This window comes from Aeromonas popoffii (assembly GCF_000820025.1).
Classification (GTDB): Bacteria; Pseudomonadota; Gammaproteobacteria; order Enterobacterales; family Aeromonadaceae; genus Aeromonas; species Aeromonas popoffii.
In genome coordinates, this window is record NZ_CDBI01000046.1 from 450 (window position 1) to 2,047 (window position 1,598).

The 1,598-nt window shown below is 64.3% G+C and carries 2 protein-coding genes; both read left to right on the forward strand.

What is annotated here, in order from left to right; all coding sequences use genetic code 11:
* The coding region (pepE, locus tag BN1129_RS08320; RefSeq protein ID WP_042035794.1) for a dipeptidase PepE at positions 1 to 667 on the forward strand (667 nt) is incomplete at its 5' end.
* Positions 668 to 777: 110 nt separating this feature from the next.
* Positions 778 to 1,598 (forward strand): lyase family protein (locus BN1129_RS08325; RefSeq protein ID WP_042035844.1); only part of this gene is annotated, 821 nt, incomplete at its 3' end.

The following is a 1,598-nucleotide window of genomic DNA, read 5'->3' on the forward strand; positions in this document are numbered from 1 at the left end:
GCAGACCCTGCTCGCCCGCAAACAGGTCAAGCGTATCCTGCTCATACCCTACGCGGTGATCCGCAGCGATTGGGATGCCAGGGCAAATGAACTTGGCGAGAGCCTGGGGGTGGAAGCTATCAGCATCCATCAGTTCGACGACCCTGTGGACGCAATCCAGCAGGCGGAGGCCATCTTTATCAGCGGTGGCAACACCTGGCGCCTCAACCAGTTGCTGCACGAGAATGGCCTGGTTGTGCCAATCCAGCGCGCCGTGCGCGAGCGGGGCGTGCCCTATGTGGGCTGGAGCGCAGGTTGCAACGTGGCAACCCCGAGCATTCGCACCACCAACGACATGCCGGTGTGCAGCGCCGCCGTGTTGCCTGCGCTGGGCCTGTTCCCGCTGCAGATCAACCCCCACTATCTGGATGCCAGCATCAGCGGCCACATGGGGGAGACCCGCGATGAACGTCTGGCGGAGTTCTGCGCCATCAACCCGAGCGAACATGTGGTGGCCCTGCGCGAAGCCAGCCTGCTCCAAATAAGTGGCGAGAGCAGCGGCGACACCCTCGAATACTGGAGCGCCCGCGGCGAAGACTTCAAGATCTTCAAGCACGGCGAGGCGACTCAGGAGTGCATGGATGCCAGCCCGCTGGCGGCGTTGACGGCGTTTCGCCCCCACGGCTGAACCATGATGCAAGAGGGCACGCCTGCGTGAGGCGCCATTCAAGCGGCCGAGCCTGTGGTTTGCCATGCTGTGAGGGGCAAGGGATATTTTCTTTTCGGCGGGAGGATGCAATGACGACACGGATAGAACACGACAGTTTCGGGGAGATAGCCGTTCCGGCCGAGCGGCTATGGGGGGCCCAGACCCAGCGTTCCCTCCACCACTTCGATATCTCGGGGGAGCGTCAGCCCATGGAGCTTATTCACGCTCTGGCGCGCATCAAATCTGCCTGTGCCAGGGTCAACCACGCCAAAGGGCTGCTGCCCGCTCGCACGGCCCAAGCCATCATGAGCGCCGCCGATGAGGTCCTCTGCGGCCAGCACGAGGAAGAGTTTCCACTCAGGGTCTGGCAGACAGGCTCAGGCACCCAGACCAACATGAACGTCAACGAGGTGCTGGCCAACCGGGCCAGCGAACTGCTCGGTGGCCCGCGCGGCGAAGGGCGTCTGGTGCACCCCAACGACGAGGTGAACAAGAGCCAGTCAAGCAACGATGTCTTCCCGAGCGCCATGAACCTGGCAGCCGTCAGTGCTATCACGCTGCAACTGCTGCCCGCCCTGCTCACCCTGAGCGCCACCCTGGCGCGCAAGGCCCACACCTTCGATGACATAGTCAAAATTGGCCGCACCCACTTGCAAGACGCCACCCCGCTCACCCTGGGACAGGAGTTCTCCGGCTGGGTCGCCCAACTGGAACAGGCGGAGCGCCACATTCGGGCCGCCCTGCCCCATCTGTGCGAACTTGCGCTGGGAGGCACGGCCGTCGGCACCGGCCTGAACACGCCACCCGGCTTTGCCGACGAGGTGGCGGCCACCCTGGCACAGCAGACGGGCCTGCCCCTGGTGAGCGCCCCCAACAAGTTCGAGGCGCTGGCGGCAAGCGATGCCATGGT